Raw genomic sequence first — 15,914 nt, 5'->3', positions numbered from 1 at the left:
TCACCAAGGTTGTGTGCACACCCCGTACGCACCCCCTCCGTGCGCCCCTGCCACCCCCGCGGCTCAGCCCCGCGCGGCGGGGAGCACGGGGACCAGGTTCTGCCAGCGGGAGATCTCGCATCCGTTCTTACGGCTGAACGTCGCGTCCACACTCCGCCCCTGCCACGTCCCGGTGACCCGGGCGGTGGCGGGCCCGCCCATCTGCATGGTGCACATCTGCCCCTTGGGCACCGGCGCGAAGGGGTCCTTCTCCTCGCCGGCCAGCTCGTCCAGCCGCGCACACGCGGACGCGGACTCGGGGTGCGTACCGCCGGCGGGCCCGCAGCTCAGCTCGTATGTGCCGTCGGCGCGCGTGATGTTGGTGTCGACGACGGTCACGGTGAGCCGGTCCTGCTCCTGCTCCTGGAGCAGCGACGACAGCGGCAGCGGCGCGAGATCGAGCGGCCCGGCGACGGCGGTGGGCGTGAAGGCGGCCACGGCGACGAGCGAGGCGGCAAGGGTGGCGGGGGCGACGAGGGAGAAACGACGCGACATGGGAGCTCCTGACGGCAGACGATTCCGAAGGGCCCGACGGTGCGCGCCCGCCATCACTAACGCGCGTGAGGCCCAGTCGTTGCGCACCGGCGAGGGGCGCGAAGAAGCGCTTTGCCCTGCGGGCTTCCCGCCTAGTACCGTGGGCGGCGATTGGTGACACCGCGCTCGGCTGTGTCATCATCTGACACGCACCACCCGCGCCCGCGCGGGTGTGCTGGAGGCGTCGCCTAGTCCGGTCTATGGCGCCGCACTGCTAATGCGGTTTGGGACTTAAATCCCATCGAGGGTTCAAATCCCTCCGCCTCCGCGCACGACCCACCGAAGCCCCGTCCACCAGGCCGGGGCTTCGGCCGTTGCCGACCACTGTTTCGGGAAGTTTCCGCAGCTCAGACCGGGTCCGGCTAATGGATTTCACGTGACGCCGCAGGTCATGTAATGTTGTTCTCGCAACGCGGACGGGCCCGAAAAGCCCAGCACGACAAGCACTCGTAGCTTAACGGATAGAGCATCTGACTACGGATCAGAAGGTTGCAGGTTCGAATCCTGCCGAGTGCACAGCAGGCCAGAGGCCCCATCGAGGAATCGATGGGGCCTCTGGCGTTGGGCTGTACAGCGGCGAAGTACAGCAACTGCGCGCATGAGAGCAGACAAGCCCGCGACACCGGCCGACGGCTGAGTTGGGCACCTCGTTCTCGAACGGTAGGACGGGCGTGGGGCACCCGAGTCTCAAGAAGTGCCCTGGCCCGAGGCCCGGTCAGCATCCCGTGCACATCCAGCTCCCGTTACGTAGCGGGGAGTTGGTAGTTCAGCACGTAGGCGTCGGCGGCCATGACCGTGTCGCACACCTCCACGGCGCGGCCCTTGGTGTCGAACGCGGTGCGGATCAGATGGATCACGGGGACTCCGGAGGCGAGTCGAAGTGTCTTCACTTCGAGAGGGGAGGGCATGCGGGCCCGGATCTCTTCCTCGAAGTGGTCGAGTGTGTGGCCCAGTTCTTCGAGGCGGGCGTAGATCCCGCCGGGGCCGGGGTTGGGCTGGGCGATGGGGGTGTTACGGGCCAGGTCGAGCGGCAGGTAGGAGACGGCGAACTCGACGGGACGGCCGTCCAGCAGGTACCGGCGGCGCCTGGCCAGGACGCGCCGAGGGGCACCGAGCCGGGCGGAGATGTCCGGGGTCGGACGCTCCTCCTTGACCTCCAGGTTGTCCACCTCCGGGCGGCTGCCGGCGGCGTCGGCCTCCACGATGAAGGCCGACTTCCCTTGCTCGCGATGGCGCCGTGCGAACCGGTCGGATGCCAGGCGGCGTACCGGGGGCCGGGGCCGGACGAAGACTCCCTTGCCGTGTTCGGAGGAGACCAGTCCCTCGCTCTGGAGCATGGAAAGCGCGTTGCGCACGGTCATACGGGACACGCTGAAGTGCTCGACCAGCTCCGATTCCGAGGGCAGCTTGGAGCTCTCGGCGAAGCGTCCCTTGTCGATGGCTTCCCGCAGCTGGTCGGCGATCTGCCGGAAGACAGCTCGGTCACTGGTCGGGTCCAGCGAGCCGAGCAGACCGGGAGTAAGAGCGGCCACGTGTACTCCTTTAGATATCTAGACAAGCAGCTGAGTCCCGTTGCTACGGTGAGAGCCTAGCCAGCCAACCGGACGAGGACTGCCGAACATGACCACCGTCGAACGTCCCCACTCCGTGAGCGTCGCCGGGGTGATCGTGGACGACCACGGTCGCGCCCTGCTGATCAAACGACGCGACAACGGGCACTGGGAACCGCCGGGCGGCGTGGTCGAGGCCGGCGAAACCCTCCCCGACGCGCTCCAGCGGGAAGTCCTGGAGGAAACCGGCATCAAGATCGCCCTTCCGGCGACCCTGACCGGCGTCTACAAGAACATGACGGGCCTGATCGTCTCGCTCGTCTTCCGCTGCCAGGCGATCGCGGGCCAGCCCACTACGGGCGACGAGACCAAGGCTCTACGCTGGGTCACTCGCGACGAAGCGGCCGAACTGGCCGACGAGGCGTACGCGATCCGCGTACTCGACGCCCTGGACGCGGTGTCCCCCGCCGCCGTACGTGCGCACGACGGCGTGAAACTCATCTAGCACAGAACAACGGTCCATGGCCGCCCACCAGCGTAAAGGAACTTGTATGCACGAGTATACGAGCAGAGTGCGAGTCTGGGGGCTGACATGCCCGGGACTCCCCGAAGAGGTGGGCCGTGCCCGTCACTGGATCCGCGACGTTCTTGCCGAACATCCCCGTGCGGACGATGCCGCCCTGATCGTCACCGAGCTGGTCACCAACGCACTTCTCTACACGGCCAGCGGCGAGGAGAACGGCGCCTTCCAGGTCGCGCTGGCGCTTTCGGACCACGTGATCACGGTGTCCGTCACCGACGCCAGCGGCAGCGTCACGGCCCCCGAGGTGGAGCACGCGGAGAAGGAAGCACTGCGCGGCCGGGGCCTCGACATCGTCAGCTCGCTGGCCCAGAACGTCAGCATCCACGGCACCGGCCGGGGCTTCACCGTCACCGCGGAACTCATCTCCCACCACCCCGGCAGCTGGCCGTGGCGATGACCGACGCGCGTGAGGCCGGCTACTGGTGCGAGGCCACCGCACACACGACAGCCGATCGCCCCGTTCTCCACCTCGGCGGCCGTTTCACGAGCAGTCCACGACTCGCTGTCCGATGGAGATACGGGACAGGGTCCGGAACGTCACGGACCAACTCGACCGGCACTACGCCGCCCCCGGACGCCACTGGTTCCTGGACGAGCCCGAACACGAGCGAGCCCGGTCAGCACTCGCCCAGGGCGAGGCGTACGTCTTCAGGCTCTACGACACCACGACGTGCTACATGCTCTCGGCCCGCCCCACGGGACGGACACGATGACCCGCCCAACGCCTGTGCTCCTACGCGGCTACCGATGCGAATGCCGCACGAGCCATCCCATGAACGGCGACGCCACCACGCTTCTCGCCTCGGTCGACGTGGAGACCGCGCTCCAAGCGGTCCGCTGGATCAGAGTTGCCCTACGTACTCTCTCGCCGGCCCTCAACTCCGAAGCGTTCGAGGAAGCATGGCAATGGCTGTCGGAGGACCACCACGATGCCCTCCAGGCCCTCGCCCAGGGCGAGCCCATCACTCTCACGCTCCAGCAGGGCCTCACGACCATCCAATGGACAGCCCGCCCGGCCCAGTTCCTCAAACTCACCACCCGCCACGGCATCAACTCACCAGCCTGCACACAGGAGTACACCGGCACCGCCCGACAGCGTGAGTAACAACTTTCTCTACGTTTTCAAGGCGCTTCGTTCCACTCGTCGCGCGCTCCCCGGCTCCCCGCCGGGTCCCGCCGCTCCTGTCTCCGCCCCGCTCCGGGCCCCGCCTACGCCGGTCGCGCGACCAGATTGAGCGAGGCATGCCTCCGGCGGGGGCGCTCAGACTCCGAGATGGTCGGGGCGTCATACGCGACTGCTGGCCGGAACGCGGTGAGCGTTGCGGGGGCTCCCATCCCGACCGCCTCCGACCCAGGCAGAGCCGAGCAGTCGCGGCCCAGGGCGTCAAGGTCGTTCGACAGTGGCGCGCTCCACCTTGACGCCCTGAACCACGCCCGCTCCACGGTGTGTGGGTCGAAGGCGGACGGGATGGGAGCTAGGGACGGACGTGGGCTGAGGGGCGACCCGAGACCTACGACTCGACGCCCGGGAACCCGCTCACCTCCAACAGGAAAATCGCGGATAATCCTCACGAGACCTCGGTAAGGTACATGGCGCCTAGAGAGCAGAGGTGCTACGTGTCCATTACCGAGCCAACACTTGCTGTTCAAACGGTGGAGTCAGCGCTCCGTGAACTCATACGCAGAGTCTTCGGTCCGGGCTGGACTACCCAGCGCGGAGCCCCGGACCTTGAGCGATTGAGAGAAAGACAAGAGGAGGATCGAAAGCGTCGCGACGGAGCGATCGTGAGCGATGATCTGCTGGCATACACCGAGCTTTACTCGTTGTCCCAGCTCATTGAGAAGAACTGGGACATCTTCAAGCCTGCATTTGGCGATCTTGCTCGAACTAAAGTATTCCTTGGCATACTGGCGGATTTTCGCAATCCCGTCGCTCATAGCCGCGAGCTACTTCCCTTCGAGCGGGAGCTGCTTAGCGGAGCATCGGGACAATTGCGCAACCAAGTTTCACTTTTCCTTTCGCGAGACGACGGACCTCACAGGTACTACTCTTCGATCGAATCTGTCACCGACAGCTTCGGCCACTCTGCCGGTGATTTCTATGATGCGGACATGCACGTCCGCCCAACCAGGCTCAACGTTGGCGACAGGATCGCATTTCAATGTGTGGGAATTGATCCACGCGGGCGCGAACTCACTTGGCGACTCGAAGTAGGAACCAGTATCGACAAAACGGAAATAGCCACTGCGACCGGAGTTCCTGCGGAACTCGTATGGGAAGTCGGAGTCACCCACGTCGGCGAGAAGTGCTGGGTGAGGATTTCCGTCGAACACCACGGTGGTTTTCAGCGGTGGGGAAGTTATGACGATGAGCGAATTTGCACGTACCACGTAAATCCACCGCTCGACTCCTGAGGTCCGACTGCTCATCCACGGACCTCGGAGGGATCGCGTCAAGCACTAGAAATGGCGTAGTTTTGATCATTTCGATACACCTTGCCTGCCCCGTGAACGACTATGGCACGCATGCAACTTGAGTCGATAGTGACAGTTGGACCCGTAATCACAGCCGGGGCAGTCCTGGTCGTGGGCACCGTGACCAGGTGGACTCAGCGAGGGGTGTCGCGAGACCGCATCCTCTGGGAAGGTCGCATGGAGGTTGCCAAGTTTGACGTCGCTCGTTTTGAGACCGCGCTTAACCATCTCATCGAAGCGGCTGACGCAGCGAACCGCTACATCGTCTCCCTTGGCGAGATTGACGCAACCGACTTCCAGCAGCGCGAGCTACACGTGTTCCGTATCTTGGACCCGATCGGGAGAGCCAGAGTGGAGGTTGCCGCGCTGCCGCACTTTCAAGGGATTGATGAGGTGAAGGCGGCCATTAAGACCCTGGAGAAGATCGCGGCGGTGCCTGAGAGCAACAATGACCTGATCAAGCTTTGGGACCCAGTGGGAGTGGGCATAGCGATCCGGCTCTTGAGTCAAGGGCGAAGCGAGTGCATGCGTGAGGCAGCACTTCCCCCAAGAGGCTGGTGGAGCCGAAGAGCGTCAGCATTCCGCCGGCGTGTGTCCAGCTCTGATGACGCACAGGAGACAGCACCACCGCCAGCCATCAGTACAAGCTTGGGGGCGCGTGACTAGGCCAAGCAAGAGCGATGTCTGTAAACCGGCACCGACTCTATGACAGGTCCGGAAGCGTCACATGATCGACCTGAGCCTGGGGTGAGTGCTGGTTTGATAGAGCCTCGCTTGTGCAGTCTTCCGCTACCCCAAGCGTAGACGGCTTCGTTGCCGCAACAGTTCAGTCAGCATGCGGTCGGCATCCGGGTCCGTGATCTCCCACCTGTCAAGGTCACCACTGACCTTGTAGAAGGGCTCAAGGGCCGCCAGAGCCACTTTTGCCTCATGCATGGAATCGACGAAGCGGTCAATGCCTCGTTCCCTCATGCGTTGATTGAATGCCTCAACCGTGGCTGTGTCGCCGCCGACGTAGTGAGCAGGAACTCCGTTCGCAAAGTGGCGAGCCACCTGGGCAGTGCGGAGGGCAGAAATCGCCGCGTTGAAAGCCTCCCGACGAGTACGCCGCCATCCCAGGTGAGCAGTCAGCCACGGCGCCAGCGACGCGCCCAGGAACGATCCCACGAGGCCAAGCACAGGCGCCAACCAAACGCTCATCGCACCCCCACTTTCGTGATCCGAGCTTGAAAGACGCAGACGGCTCCAGCTCAGTTCCAGGGGCCGTCTCTGGGCCGTCGAAGGGTGCTCAACGACGACCAACGCTGACAACCGGTGCTATCGCTATCGACCTCGTCGAGGGCGTGCGGATGCTTGAGGTGGCTCCGGCTGAGGAGCCAGACGAACCTACTGTGTATCAGTGGATGAACTGACGGCAGAAATGGCCTACATCAAGACCCAGCGCAGGCAACTCCGAGAAGCTGAGTATGCGTTGACGGAACGAGCACGTTCCGCTGCCTCGCAGGCTTTCGCTCTCGGCATGTCTCCCGAGCTGGTTGCTGCGCGACTTGGGTACGGCATTAAGGCAGTAACCCGCTGGCAAAAGCTGCCACCTCCCGAGCTCCCGTCTGCAACGCACGATTCCCGGTGGGGCAGAGCCGAGGAGGGGCGCAGTCGAAAGGAAGCCCGCCGAGAGGCCCGGCGACGGCGTCTCATTCGCCGGTGCGCTCGCGACGTATGGCGCAGGCGAACTCTGCCCGCTGATGATCAATGGCTCGGCGACTGCATGTGATGTAGGCCACAATTTCATGACTGGGAAATATGGTACGCGCGCGTGCGCGCCCGGGCGCAACCAGGAGCTCAAGCGGGCGCCAACTCAGGTTGTGGGAGAACGATTTGCGGCTTTTCGGGATGCCTAGACTCGCAGCAGAAACACCGAGGGCTCCCTAGACCGGCGCCTCCTACAGCAGACGGTCTGGGAGCCCTCGTACGAGTCACCGTCCATCGCTCGACTTGGGAGACCCGAATGACCCGTAAGAGTAGGCGACCCGTTCCCGTACCGCCCAGCCCGGCGACCGCCTGGCAGCGACTCAGGGAGCGCCGGAAGCAACTCGGCAAATTCGTAGGTCGTCACGCAGCCGCAGGCTTCTTGACCGGTGCCTGCAGCGCCTTGGGGGCGTTCAGCATTCGCATGTGGCTCGGCTGACGCCCGCACAGCTCGACACTTCGCTGATCGCTTGAGCGGTTGCGGTACAGCAGCGAAGTACCGCAACCGCAGCAGCCTTTAGCGTCCAGTGGTGCCGCCGTAAGACCTCCGTTTGATCTGTTTGCCTCTCGCCGACCGCTCTGCATAGAGCTACGGATCAGAAGGTTGCAGGTTCGAATCCTGCCGAGTGCACAGCAGGCCAGAGGCCCCATCGAGGAATCGATGGGGCCTCTGGCGTATGCCTTGACGGCAGCAGCTGACGGCAACCGTTCCGGCGTGGCCCCGGCGATTCCGCTCGGCCTGAGAGCCCTCTGCATCACGGAGGCGACCGGCCTTACACCGCAATGCACCCCTCAGGCACGGCAGCGAGCACGAACAGTGACCCGAATGTGCGGCCGATGGCGGTCATCGTGGACCCATCCGATCGCGTCGCGGAGGTCGCGGACGGTCTTGAGAAGCCCGGCGGTGACGGCGCAGTACACGTGGAGAGTCGCGCAAGAGGAGCAGTTCCGGGAGTGATCGAGGTAGGCGTTCCACGCCTTCTCTTCCTGAACTTCGAGTTCCTGGACGAGGGTCATTCGAGCCCCAGGGCGCGCTTCGCGTCCTCGTGGGTCCACGCGATGACGGCCCCCGTACCGCAGCTGACGCCTGGTGTCCGGCACGGGACGCACTTCATCTGGTGGGTCTCCAGATCGCGAGCCGACCGTTCCATGGTGTCCTCAAGCGCCGCCCGCTCCGCAGGCCCGATCTCTGGGGCGGTCACGCGCCCGCCCCAGCCAACTCGCGAGCTTCGCGCCACTCTTTGGCCAGCTCGTCACCGCGCCCGCAGAAGACTCCGACCGCCCGGCATCCGCAGACCTCCAAGTGCGCCGTGTACCGGCCGTGGGCCTCGTTCGCCGCGTACTCCAGGAAGTCGGCCACGCTCATCTTCACGACGACCGTGATCCGGGCGTCCAACGCACCCTGCGCCATCGCCGGCAGCCCCTGCTTCTGGAAGCCCTCGCTGCGCTCCAGCGCTCTGCCGATCTCCGCTTTCGTTCTTCTGCCGAGCACGGTTTCCGCACGTCCCGTGCGGTTGAGTCTCCGCATGTCGATTGCTCCCTGGTCGAGCGGTAGGCACACCCCGGACCGTGTAGCGCGGTTCGGGGAGGTTTGCTTGACCAGGCTTTCAACATGCCGACGGCAGAGACAGGGACGCCACGTCCCACTTTCACGACGCTATTCGGTGACTCCCAGAAATTCGGCCAACGGCCGTAGTCCCGGAGGGTGGTTGGGCAGCGACCAGAGGTCGCGCACGATGGCCACCGCAAGGGTGTGGTGGCGTACCCACTCAGGAGCCACGCGCTTCAAGGACTCCAGAGTCTTCACCGCGCCGGCGGCGTCCCCGATGTCCGTGTGCGCCCGTGCTACGTCGAGCAGCAGCCACGTTCGCCATGACGGTGGTGTGTCCTTGCTCAGACGCATGCCCTTGGCCAGCGTGAGGGCGTCTTCGGGGTGCCCGTACTGAACGGCCAAGCGGACGCGCTCGATACGGACCGACGACGGACTGAAGACGCTGACCATGCGGTTGTCGTCTCCGGCGGGGAGCTTGGAGACGCGTGCGGCTTCCTTTTCCGCCGTCTCCATCATCGATGCCGCGCGGTCGTAGTCGCGGCTCCGTGCCGCTGAGGTGGCGGCGCTCATGGTGAGGGCGCCCCATACTTTCAGCCCGTCCGCGGTATCGGTGTGGCCGGCCGCCTTCATGTCGTCCGCAGCACGGTTGGCGACGTACAGGGCGTCGTCCAGCCGCCCTTGGCGCTGGTACGCCCACGCGGTGGAGTTGACGATCATCGGTAGGAGCAGCGGGTCGGAGGACTGGCCCGCCGCGTCTATCGCCCGCTCCAGGCTCGTGAGGGCGAGGTCGGTCGTTCCCATGCGGATAGCGACGTGACCACCGAGCTGGAGCACCTTGCCCAAGGCCGCGAACCCGGCCGCGCGGTCGTCGTCGGTGCCGGAGACCGAAGCGGAACGTGCTTCTTGGATCAGGTCGGGAAGCGCCTTCATCACGACGTCGAACTCCGCCGCGTGGTACTGCGACCAGCCGTCCGCGATCTGCTCGCGCAGGCGTTCCAGGGAGAAGTCCGGGCCTACCGGTGACGGCGGCGGCCCCCACAGCGGGGGCATGATCGCGCGGCGTACCGCGACAAGACGGGGACCGTTGGCCTCACCGGTCGTGGCGACCGCGGGCGGGTCTCCCAGGAGCGTGGTCAGCTCCACCCCAAGCCCGTTCGCGAGGGCATGCAGCGTGGGGAGGCGGGCTGAGTGCTTCCGCCCCTGTTCGAGCTGCCGGACCACGTCCACGGAGACACCGGAACGCTCCGCGAGATCTTCCTGCGTGAGATCGGCCAGCCGGCGCAGTCGCCGAAGTGTCTTCCCAAGGTTCTGCTCGCTCGCTACCACGCGGCCACGCTACGCCGCGATGGTGAGGGAAATCCTCCTTCTCCCGTAGGGAGGAAGGAGGCGCGGCACTGTCCAGAAGCGAATTGCCATCATGGCCGCTGGCCCAACCGAGAGCCGTCAGCCATCCGTGGCGATGAACGGCTTCGTAAGACCGGTTGCTGATGCGGCACCGTCGCGCACGCAACCGCCGACTGTCCCGTCCTCCATCTTGGCGGCCGTCGGACGGAGCGGTCCACGGCTCACTGTCCAATGGGACCGGGATACGCAGCTACCGGACGTCACTGGGTCGTAGACAGCCCCAATCCACGCCTGACCAGGGCGAGTTGCCCACCTTCAGAGGTCTACGACGTGCTACACGCAGGACGGACGCGATGAACGGGCCAAGGCCATGCTTATGCACGGCTACCAGTACGGATGCCGCCTGTACTCGCACATCGCCGTCCGGATCGCTGAGACACATCCACTGCCGGGCGAGTTGGTCCGACCCGCGCACGTCGCCGTTTGCGTCAGCCCCGATGCAGTCGCAGCCGTCGAAGAGGCCCGAGAGTCTGATCCCCGGCGGGGGGAGTCGCGCGAGCCGGATGATTTCGGGGATGCTGAGCCGCGATGGCGACGTGATATCAACGGCTGACATGTCCCGACTCCACTCTGTAGCTTGGTTCATGCTGCCTGCCACGGATCGGAGCATCGCCAGATGAGCGCTGTCACGGAAGGAATCACGGCGTTCTCGCCGTTGGCCATTGCCCTACTCGCAGGCTTCTTCGCGGCTCGGGAGCGCCGTCAGTCGAGTTCGGAAAAGATCATGATCCGCTTGAGCTCAGAGATCGCAGCGCTCGACTCGCTGCCCGAGGAGCTGGATGTCAGATCTCTACTTATTTCTCAGGTTGAGGCAACAGCGCGTAAGTACAAGGAAACGTGCGCACGTGAGGATTCGTTCAAACGGGATGGATTGGGGATCGGACTAGGCATCGTCCTGGGCGGTGGCGGCATCGCCCTTGGTACGGGGGCCGCACTTCAAGGTGGTGCCTATCTGTGGTGGTGGGTGCTGGCCTTGCCCGCGATTGTGGTCGGGGTTCCAGGCTTCTTCGCCTCGTTGGCGGGGGAGAGGTCTGCGACGAGCGGCGATGAGACCGCTCTGGCTGAAGGAACTCCGGATGCAGCCGTCGACGGCAGTGCGGTACAGCACGTAACTACCACAACCTCACCGCATGCTAGCGACCGTCGTTGATCCTGCCCACCTCTTACCTCAGCTCCCATCCTATTCCGTCCACCCTGGGCTGCGACTGCTCGGCTTTGCCTGGGGCGAAGGTGGTCGGGATGGGAGCCTGAGATGCGCGCCACGCTCCGGCCGGCACTCGCGAACGGCGCCCGAACCTCATCCGGGAGTCTGAGCGCCCCCCGCCAGAGGCATTGATATCCGGCTGCCGCCTTGGCCCTCGTGTCGTGCACTGCCCAGCGGGCGCGTCGGCGGCGGCAGATGGCAGGGGTTGTACCCGTCCAGATGCAGTCAGGCTCAGCGAGGGCCACGCTGCCGAGCCTCTAGAGCGGGGGTTTGGCGATCAGCGGTAGTGGCCAGCCGGCGCAGGCCAGCAGTGTGTTGGTGTCCTCGGTGAGGAAGAGGAGGGTGGTCCATGTCCGGTCGGGGGAATCGATCAGGCCTGTGCGGATGAGGCCGTCATGGTCGCGGAGGAGCTGTACGGCTCGGTCCAGGCCAAGAGGTTCGAGTCCGTGCATCCGCATGCGCTGGAGTCGGTGGTTGAAGACTCCGGCATGCTGGCCCGCGGGTTGTGCCCGGTCTCCCACCCAGTAGGTGGCGCCGCTGCGGAGGGTGGCCAGAGCTGTTACGGACGCCTCGTCGTCACCGGTCAGCAGCGATTCCAGCTCGTGCCGTTCCATGGTCATCCCCGTTCGGATCCCGCGGTGCGGCGCCCGCGGCCGGTTGAATCAGTGCAGTTGTTCGGCCAGGCCGACGATGATGCCCTCCGGGCCGCGGACGTAGCAGAGCAGGTAGCTGTCCTCGAAACGGGCGATCTCGCCGAGGAGTTCGGCGCCGAGAGGGCGCAGGCGGGCCACCGTGTCCTTGATGTCGTCGACGGCGAACATGACGCGGTGTGTGCCCAGGATGTTGTGCGGCGGGTTGTGCGGGCCGCTGGTCGGGGTGGGGCTGCGGTACTTCGCCAGTTCGAGCCGGCTGTGGCCGTCCGGGGTCCGGACCATCGCGATGTCGCAGTGGACGCCGTCGAGCCCGGTGCACTGGTCGGCGACGGGGCCCTTGACCTCCGCCCTGCCCTCCAGCTCCATACCGAGTTCCACGAAGAACGCGATGGCGGCGTCCAGGTCCTCGACGACGATGCCGACGTTGTCCATCCGCTGAATCGCCATGGTGGTTTCTCCTTCTTCTTCGTCCCGGCCGGTGGTGGCCGCTGTTGTCCCTGGGACGGAGCCGGTGACACGTTCTCGACATCCGCAGACTCCGAACTTCGAAGAATCTGGCGATGCCCGTCAGGTTGGAATCATGGTCGGTACGTCGGCGCGGAAGCGGTGCCGTATCTTCACGCGCGTGACCATAGTGAGCCCGGCGGCGAGTCCGGTCCTGAACGTGTTGATGGAGTGATGTCGTGGCCTCGCAGCACCGCCTGGTCGATCTGCCGGTGAGCTTCGCGCGGCCGGTCGAGTTGTTCGCGTACATCATCGGGCACAGTCAGTTGCTGCTCAGAGGGCGGCAGGACAGTGGGCAGGGGTACCCGACAACGCTGGAAGTGGTCTTCAAGGACGTCCGTGCCCTGTCCGTGTTGGACGGCTACCCGGCGTTGACCATCCGCCTGGCGTCCGATGAGGAGGAGCGGGAACTGCGCGAGGCCGTCCCGGGGCCTTGGCGTGGGGATCGCGCCTTTGCGCTGGGGGAGCGGTTGCTGGGTGGGTTTGTTGTCGCCGGCGCCGTGTACTGGGGGGAGTCCTCGGCTGCGGAGAGTTACCGCAGTTTTCTTGTTCCGGAGTATCAACTGCCGCAGCTCGACATGGACTCGCCCCGTCCCGACAGGCCCCGGACGATCTACAGCCCCTACCCACCGCACTGACGGCTCTCAGGGCGATGTCGAGAAAGACCGCGTGGCTTCGACGTCTCCTGTGGATAGGAAGGGGTAGCCATGCAGGCGCAGACATTGACCGTCGATGTGTTCATCTCGGCCGACGGGTGGGCCGGCGGGGAGAACTCGCCGGGATATTTCGGGTACTTCGGGCCCGAGTTGGAGGAGTGGATCGCCGTCGAGTCAGCCCGGCCGCAGCTTGTCGTGCTCGGGCGGCGGACCTACGAGGCGCTGGCGGGGCTGCCCGACGAGGCGCGGGACGACGCGTGGCGGCGGATGAGTGAGTTGGACGCGGTCGTGTTCTCGACGACGTTGGAGACGGTCTCGTGGCCGAACACCCGCGTCTGCCGTGACGACCTCGTTGGCGAGGTCGCGCGGCTCAAGGGCGTGAGTGATGTTCCGCTGCGGACCATGGGCAGTCTCTCCGTGGCCAGGCAGCTTCTCGACGCGGGGCTTGTCGACCGGCTGCGGCTGATGACGTTTCCGCTGCTCGTGGGGGCGTCGGGCCGTGAACCGTTCTTCGCGGGTGTGGCGGCCGCCGATCTGGAGCTGGTCGATCAGCGAGCCCTGGATGGGCGGGTGCTGTTGATCGAGTACCGGCCGACCGGGCGGGACATTCCGCGGGACATTCCGCGGGCCTGAGCACGCCCGGGCGGTCTGTAGAGTGCGCCGCCACGCGCCGTCACCTTGGCGAGAGCGCTTGAACCCAGGGAGACGCCACGGTGTGGGACGACCTCGTTGCTCGGTACGCGTGGGCCGATGCGGACGCGCCGGAGGCGTACACCTTCTCCGTGGTCGCCGGGAGGTCCGAGGACGACGTGATCCGGGCGTTCGGCGGTGATCCCGGGGAGTCGCGGCTCATGACGTTCTCCGAAGCCGCCGACGAGCAGGCGGATCATCTGTACGAGGACTACGAGCTGCTGCGGGTGGTCACCACCAAGGAGCATGTCGTCGCCATCGAGTGGGGGTACCACGGCAGCCTTCCCGAGATCGGGCGGCGGGCTTCGGCGGGCGGCGGTGAGTTCTTCAGCGTCCATCGGGACGTAAACGGCCGGCAGCAGGTCATGCGCGCCGTGGACGGTCGGGTCGACGGGGCCTTCGACCCCTGCGAGTTGGAGGACCCCGAGGACGAGGTGCCCACCTGGGCGGAAGGCGTCGTCTTCGCCACGGACACCCTCTGCGCGGAATCCTTCGCGCTCATGGAACGCACGATGGGCGTCGCCGTCGATCCTGCCTGGATCGACACCCCGCTCCGTACGGTGCTGCTCGCCGCGCCCGGCGCACTCTTCGGCGGGCCGGAGAGCACGTGGCTCCAGTGAACCTGGTCGGGAGCTTAAGCGTTTGTCGGGGCGGGCGGCAGGCGGCGATCATCGCGGGATGAGTGACGTTGCTGACGTGCAGGCACTGGTTGTCGTCGATGTGCAGACCGCCTTCTTCACCGGGGACGGCGCCGTGCCCGGAGCCGGGCCGGTGCGGGAGGCCGTCGAGGGGATGCTGCGGCGGGCGCGGGAGAGTGGGGTGCTCGTCGTGCATCTGCAGAACGACGGGCCCGAAGGGGCCGACGACGAGGTCGGGACCGCCGGGTGGGAGCTTGCCCTGCCCGTCGTGGAGGGCGACCGCGAGGTGGTCGTACGGAAGAAGCACGACGACGGGTTCGCGGGGACGTCCCTCGGCCGGCTGCTGGTGGGCGCCGGGGTGCGGGGGATCGCCGTGTGCGGGGTGATGTCCGAGATGTGCGTGTCGGCCACCGCGCGGACCGCGCTGGCACGCGGGTACCGCGTCGTACTGCCGCACGACGCCCACGCCACGTACGACGCTCCCGCCGCCGAGGGCATCGCCGGCACCGTCCCGGCCGCGACCGTGTCGCGCGTCGCCGAGTGGGCACTCGGGGACGAGGTCGAGGTCGTCGCACGGGCCGCCGACGTGCGCTTCGAGGCGGGCGACGAGTGAGCGATCAGGTCGGGAGGACCACCACGATCGGGAAGCGGACGTAGTGGAAGGTGGGGGTGGAAGGTGGGGGGAGCGGGGAGTAGGCGGAGGCACCGGGACGGTTCCGGCAGATCGGCGGGAGTACGTATGGGGTGGCGGTGCGGCGGGCTTCGCTGGAGTCCCGACAGGGGCGAGCTGGTCTGGCGGGACGGCGGGCGCGAGCGGCGCAGCGCGCTCGTGTACGGGCGGGAACTCGGGTTCCGGGCCGTCGGGGAGCGGCACTGCGCCGGGGTCCGGGGGCAGCCGTGTCCCCTCGGCGCCGTCGTGGGCGGGCGGAGTACCGGTGGGCAGTGCCCGGACTGCGCGCGGCTCGACCGGTCGCGGTCGGTGGCCGCCGACACCGTCGCCGACGACCCCCAGCCGTACACCGTCTATCTGGCGTGGTTCGGGCCCGGCATGGTCAAGGTCGGGATCACCGCCGAGGCGCGCGGGCCCGCCCGGCTGCTCGAACAGGGGGCCGTGGTCTTCACCCGGCTCGGGCGCGGGCCGCTGATGGCGGCGCGGCGGACCGAGGAGTTGCTGCGTACGGCGCTGGGTGTGCCGGACCGCGTCCCGTACGCCGCGAAGCGCGCCGTACGCGCCACGTTGCCGACCGACGAGTCCGAACGGGCTGAGGAGGTACGGGAGTTGTACGGGCGGGCCGTCGCGCTCGCCGGGTGGCCCGAGTCGTTGGAGCGGGCCGATCTCGAACCGGTCGATCATCTGGACGTGTTCGGGCTGGCCGGGACCCCGCCCGCGACCGGCGTGATCGGCGAACTGGTCGACGGAGGGCACGTCGCCGGGCGGCTGGTGGCCGCCGCCGGGCCCGATCTGCACCTGGAGTGCGGGGACAGCGGGGTGCTCGTGCTCGACACCCGGCTCGTGCGGGGGTGGGAACTCACCGGAGTCACGCCGACCACCGGAAGTGGCGTGACCGTGCCCGTGCGCGACCTGGCGAGTACGAGCGCGGGTACGAGCACGAGTACGAGCGCGAGCGCTTCCGTACAGGACGGGCTGTTCTGACCGGGACCGGACCGGCCGCACCTCCGGGTGCC

20 protein-coding genes and 2 tRNA genes are annotated in these 15,914 nt (G+C 66.5%); 14 read left to right on the top strand and 8 right to left on the bottom strand.

Annotation, left to right across the window (positions count from 1 at the left end; translation table 11 throughout):
* Nucleotides 1-63: 63 nt before the first annotated feature.
* Nucleotides 64-534, bottom strand: coding sequence for an SSI family serine proteinase inhibitor (locus ACFUN8_RS02850; RefSeq protein ID WP_383630457.1), 471 nt, complete (start codon nucleotides 532-534; stop codon nucleotides 64-66).
* Nucleotides 535-750: 216 nt separating this feature from the next.
* On the opposite strand from ACFUN8_RS02850, the gene ACFUN8_RS02845 reads away from it, so the two are divergent.
* Both ACFUN8_RS02845 and ACFUN8_RS02840 read left to right on the top strand, forming a co-directional pair.
* Nucleotides 751-841: transfer RNA gene (locus tag ACFUN8_RS02845), tRNA-Ser, on the top strand.
* Nucleotides 842-1,016: 175 nt separating this feature from the next.
* A tRNA-Arg gene (locus tag ACFUN8_RS02840) sits at nucleotides 1,017-1,089 on the top strand.
* 227 nt (nucleotides 1,090-1,316) lie between these two features.
* On the opposite strand, the gene ACFUN8_RS02835 is transcribed toward ACFUN8_RS02840, so the two are convergent.
* Complete coding sequence (locus tag ACFUN8_RS02835; protein ID WP_383630455.1) at nucleotides 1,317-2,105, bottom strand: GntR family transcriptional regulator; 789 nt, start codon at nucleotides 2,103-2,105, stop codon at nucleotides 1,317-1,319.
* Between the two features lie 115 nt (nucleotides 2,106-2,220).
* Between ACFUN8_RS02835 and ACFUN8_RS02830 the strand changes: the two genes are divergently transcribed.
* From ACFUN8_RS02830 to ACFUN8_RS02805, 6 genes are all read left to right on the top strand, one after another.
* The gene (locus tag ACFUN8_RS02830; protein ID WP_383630560.1) at nucleotides 2,221-2,628 is read left to right on the top strand and encodes an NUDIX hydrolase; all 408 of its coding nucleotides are present in this window, start codon (nucleotides 2,221-2,223) and stop codon (nucleotides 2,626-2,628) included.
* Between the two features lie 46 nt (nucleotides 2,629-2,674).
* Complete coding sequence (locus ACFUN8_RS02825; protein WP_383630452.1) at nucleotides 2,675-3,103, top strand: ATP-binding protein; 429 nt, start codon at nucleotides 2,675-2,677, stop codon at nucleotides 3,101-3,103.
* 112 nt (nucleotides 3,104-3,215) lie between these two features.
* Nucleotides 3,216-3,419 (top strand): hypothetical protein, encoded by a 204-nt coding sequence (locus ACFUN8_RS02820; protein ID WP_383630450.1) that lies wholly within the window; start codon nucleotides 3,216-3,218, stop codon nucleotides 3,417-3,419.
* A 59-nt stretch (nucleotides 3,420-3,478) separates the two neighbouring features.
* A complete protein-coding gene (locus ACFUN8_RS02815; protein WP_383630448.1) occupies nucleotides 3,479-3,811 on the top strand; it encodes a hypothetical protein in 333 nt (110 codons plus the stop codon).
* Nucleotides 3,812-4,491: 680 nt separating this feature from the next.
* Complete coding sequence (locus ACFUN8_RS02810) at nucleotides 4,492-5,121, top strand: hypothetical protein (protein WP_383630446.1); 630 nt, start codon at nucleotides 4,492-4,494, stop codon at nucleotides 5,119-5,121.
* 237 nt (nucleotides 5,122-5,358) lie between these two features.
* Nucleotides 5,359-5,847, top strand: coding sequence for a hypothetical protein (locus tag ACFUN8_RS02805; RefSeq protein ID WP_383630444.1), 489 nt, complete (start codon nucleotides 5,359-5,361; stop codon nucleotides 5,845-5,847).
* 123 nt (nucleotides 5,848-5,970) lie between these two features.
* Here ACFUN8_RS02805 and ACFUN8_RS02800 read toward each other — a convergent pair whose 3' ends face one another.
* The 4 genes from ACFUN8_RS02800 to ACFUN8_RS02785 form a co-directional block, all read right to left on the bottom strand.
* Nucleotides 5,971-6,348: a hypothetical protein gene (locus tag ACFUN8_RS02800; RefSeq protein ID WP_383630442.1), complete on the bottom strand. Its 378-nt coding sequence runs from the start codon at nucleotides 6,346-6,348 to the stop codon at nucleotides 5,971-5,973.
* Between the two features lie 1,592 nt (nucleotides 6,349-7,940).
* Complete coding sequence (locus ACFUN8_RS02795) at nucleotides 7,941-8,129, bottom strand: hypothetical protein (protein ID WP_383630440.1); 189 nt, start codon at nucleotides 8,127-8,129, stop codon at nucleotides 7,941-7,943.
* A complete protein-coding gene (locus ACFUN8_RS02790) occupies nucleotides 8,126-8,455 on the bottom strand; it encodes a hypothetical protein (RefSeq protein WP_383630438.1) in 330 nt (109 codons plus the stop codon). Before ACFUN8_RS02790 ends, ACFUN8_RS02795 begins: the two co-directional genes overlap by 4 nt.
* 129 nt (nucleotides 8,456-8,584) lie before the next feature.
* On the bottom strand, nucleotides 8,585-9,805 hold the full coding sequence (locus ACFUN8_RS02785; protein WP_383630436.1) for a helix-turn-helix domain-containing protein: 1,221 nt from the start codon (nucleotides 9,803-9,805) through the stop codon (nucleotides 8,585-8,587).
* A gap of 694 nt (nucleotides 9,806-10,499) precedes the next feature.
* Here ACFUN8_RS02785 and ACFUN8_RS02780 point away from each other — a divergent pair.
* Nucleotides 10,500-11,033 (top strand): hypothetical protein, encoded by a 534-nt coding sequence (locus ACFUN8_RS02780; RefSeq protein ID WP_383630434.1) that lies wholly within the window; start codon nucleotides 10,500-10,502, stop codon nucleotides 11,031-11,033.
* A gap of 311 nt (nucleotides 11,034-11,344) precedes the next feature.
* Here ACFUN8_RS02780 and ACFUN8_RS02775 read toward each other — a convergent pair whose 3' ends face one another.
* Complete coding sequence (locus ACFUN8_RS02775; RefSeq protein WP_383630432.1) at nucleotides 11,345-11,701, bottom strand: hypothetical protein; 357 nt, start codon at nucleotides 11,699-11,701, stop codon at nucleotides 11,345-11,347.
* A gap of 48 nt (nucleotides 11,702-11,749) precedes the next feature.
* Entirely contained in the window at nucleotides 11,750-12,187 is a 438-nt protein-coding gene (locus ACFUN8_RS02770) for a VOC family protein (protein ID WP_383630430.1), read from the bottom strand.
* Nucleotides 12,188-12,423: 236 nt separating this feature from the next.
* On the opposite strand from ACFUN8_RS02770, the gene ACFUN8_RS02765 reads away from it, so the two are divergent.
* The 5 genes from ACFUN8_RS02765 (at nucleotide 12,424) to ACFUN8_RS02745 (ending at nucleotide 15,882) form a co-directional block, all read left to right on the top strand.
* On the top strand, nucleotides 12,424-12,882 hold the full coding sequence (locus tag ACFUN8_RS02765; RefSeq protein WP_383630428.1) for a hypothetical protein: 459 nt from the start codon (nucleotides 12,424-12,426) through the stop codon (nucleotides 12,880-12,882).
* 69 nt (nucleotides 12,883-12,951) lie between these two features.
* A complete protein-coding gene (locus ACFUN8_RS02760; protein ID WP_383630426.1) occupies nucleotides 12,952-13,533 on the top strand; it encodes a dihydrofolate reductase family protein in 582 nt (193 codons plus the stop codon).
* An 80-nt stretch (nucleotides 13,534-13,613) separates the two neighbouring features.
* Nucleotides 13,614-14,210: a DUF6461 domain-containing protein gene (locus tag ACFUN8_RS02755; protein WP_383630424.1), complete on the top strand. Its 597-nt coding sequence runs from the start codon at nucleotides 13,614-13,616 to the stop codon at nucleotides 14,208-14,210.
* Nucleotides 14,211-14,268: 58 nt separating this feature from the next.
* Entirely contained in the window at nucleotides 14,269-14,841 is a 573-nt protein-coding gene (locus ACFUN8_RS02750) for an isochorismatase family protein (protein WP_383630422.1), read from the top strand.
* 126 nt (nucleotides 14,842-14,967) lie between these two features.
* A complete protein-coding gene (locus ACFUN8_RS02745; protein ID WP_383630420.1) occupies nucleotides 14,968-15,882 on the top strand; it encodes a DUF2797 domain-containing protein in 915 nt (304 codons plus the stop codon).
* The last annotated feature ends 32 nt before the right edge of the window (nucleotides 15,883-15,914 follow it).

Origin of the sequence: Streptomyces sp. NPDC057307 (assembly GCF_042667665.1) — a bacterium.
Lineage (GTDB): Bacteria > Actinomycetota > Actinomycetes > Streptomycetales > Streptomycetaceae > Streptomyces.
Note: the sequence above shows the minus strand (reverse complement) of the source record. Positions and strands in the feature narration are given on the sequence as shown.

Excerpts from the sequence above, each read along its gene's own strand:
- ACFUN8_RS02815 (WP_383630448.1), top strand. The coding sequence starts at position 3,479 with ATGAACGGCGACGCCACCACGCTTCTCGCCTCGGTCGACGTGGAGACC.
- ACFUN8_RS02805 (WP_383630444.1), top strand. The coding sequence starts at position 5,359 with ATGGAGGTTGCCAAGTTTGACGTCGCTCGTTTTGAGACCGCGCTTAAC.
- ACFUN8_RS02775 (WP_383630432.1), bottom strand. The coding sequence starts at position 11,701 with ATGGAACGGCACGAGCTGGAATCGCTGCTGACCGGTGACGACGAGGCG.
- ACFUN8_RS02760 (WP_383630426.1), top strand. The coding sequence starts at position 12,952 with ATGCAGGCGCAGACATTGACCGTCGATGTGTTCATCTCGGCCGACGGG.
- ACFUN8_RS02820 (WP_383630450.1), top strand. The coding sequence starts at position 3,216 with ATGGAGATACGGGACAGGGTCCGGAACGTCACGGACCAACTCGACCGG.
- ACFUN8_RS02750 (WP_383630422.1), top strand. The coding sequence starts at position 14,269 with ATGAGTGACGTTGCTGACGTGCAGGCACTGGTTGTCGTCGATGTGCAG.
- ACFUN8_RS02790 (WP_383630438.1), bottom strand. The coding sequence starts at position 8,455 with ATGCGGAGACTCAACCGCACGGGACGTGCGGAAACCGTGCTCGGCAGA.
- ACFUN8_RS02850 (WP_383630457.1), bottom strand. The coding sequence starts at position 534 with ATGTCGCGTCGTTTCTCCCTCGTCGCCCCCGCCACCCTTGCCGCCTCG.
- ACFUN8_RS02780 (WP_383630434.1), top strand. The coding sequence starts at position 10,500 with ATGAGCGCTGTCACGGAAGGAATCACGGCGTTCTCGCCGTTGGCCATT.
- ACFUN8_RS02770 (WP_383630430.1), bottom strand. The coding sequence starts at position 12,187 with ATGGCGATTCAGCGGATGGACAACGTCGGCATCGTCGTCGAGGACCTG.
- ACFUN8_RS02825 (WP_383630452.1), top strand. The coding sequence starts at position 2,675 with ATGCACGAGTATACGAGCAGAGTGCGAGTCTGGGGGCTGACATGCCCG.
- ACFUN8_RS02745 (WP_383630420.1), top strand. The coding sequence starts at position 14,968 with ATGGGGTGGCGGTGCGGCGGGCTTCGCTGGAGTCCCGACAGGGGCGAG.